Consider the following 1,132-nt stretch of genomic DNA (forward strand, 5'->3'; position numbering starts at 1 on the left):
GCCGAGCCTATTCATCATCCAGCAGCGGCAGTTGCACATGTTCCGCCGGCGCTGCCAAGCCCAGATGTTTCCAGGCCGGCCCCGTCAGCATGCGGCCGCGCGCGGTGCGGGCCACCAGGCCCTGCTGGATCAGGAAGGGCTCGATCACGTCTTCCAGCGTGTCGCGCGGTTCGGACAGGCCGGCGGCCAGGGTTTCGATGCCCACCGGCCCGCCGCGATAGATATCGGCGATCATCATCAGATAGCGGCGGTCCATGGCATCGAGGCCAAGCCGGTCCACTTCCAGCCGCGACAGGGATTGATCGGCCATACGCTGGTCAACCGGCTTGTCGCCGGCAAAATCGCGCACCCGGCGCAGCAGTCGCCCGGCAATGCGCGGCGTGCCGCGGGCACGGGCGGCAATTTCGCGGGCGCCGTCGCTGGTCAGCGCCAGATCGAGCAGACGGGCGGCGCGCGTCACCACCTGCTCCAGCTCATCGACGCTGTAGAAATTCAGGCGCAGCGGGATGCCGAACCGGTCGCGCAGTGGCGTGGTGAGCAGGCCGGCGCGGGTGGTGGCGCCCACCAGCGTGAACGCCGGCAAATCGATGCGCACGCTGCGCGCCGACGGGCCTTCGCCGATCATGATGTCCAGCACCCGGTCTTCCATTGCCGGATAGAGGATTTCCTCGACCATCGGGGACAGGCGGTGGATTTCATCAATGAACAGCACATCATGCGGCTCAAGATTGGTGAGAATGGCGGCCAGATCGCCGGCCTTGGCAATCACCGGCCCCGATGTGGCGCGAAAACCCACCCCCAATTCGCGCGCCACGATCTGCGCAAGCGTGGTTTTGCCCAGGCCGGGCGGGCCGTGTAGCAGCACATGGTCCATCGCCTCGCCGCGCCGCCGCGCCGCGGCAATGAACACGCCCAGATTCTCGCGCAGCGCCTGCTGGCCGATGAATTCATCAAGCCCCTTGGGCCGCAGCGCGGCATCGATATCGTCCGGGCGGCGCTGGGGGGAAAGATCGGCGGTCATGTCGGCCTGATCCCCTTACCGCGCGCTTTTCTTCAGCGCCACTCGCACCAGATCATTCAGCGCGGCGCCCTCGCCCACTTCAGCCAGCGCCTCGCTCACGGCGCGGCTGGC

At 67.5% G+C, this 1,132-nt stretch carries 1 protein-coding gene; it reads right to left on the bottom strand.

The genetic code is table 11. The annotated features are described in order from the left end of the window. Positions 1 to 7: 7 nt before the first annotated feature. The gene (ruvB, locus tag ABWP50_RS07960) at positions 8 to 1,021 is read right to left on the bottom strand and encodes a Holliday junction branch migration DNA helicase RuvB (protein WP_353217464.1); all 1,014 of its coding nucleotides are present in this window, start codon (positions 1,019 to 1,021) and stop codon (positions 8 to 10) included. Positions 1,022 to 1,132: the final 111 nt, after the last annotated feature.

Source organism: Sandarakinorhabdus sp., assembly GCF_040398645.1.
In the GTDB taxonomy this organism is placed as follows: domain Bacteria; phylum Pseudomonadota; class Alphaproteobacteria; order Sphingomonadales; family Sphingomonadaceae; genus Sandarakinorhabdus.

What these genes read in the sequence shown, in the direction of transcription:
- ruvB (WP_353217464.1), bottom strand. Translation starts at nt 1,021, where the DNA reads ATGACCGCCGATCTTTCCCCCCAGCGCCGCCCGGACGATATCGATGCC.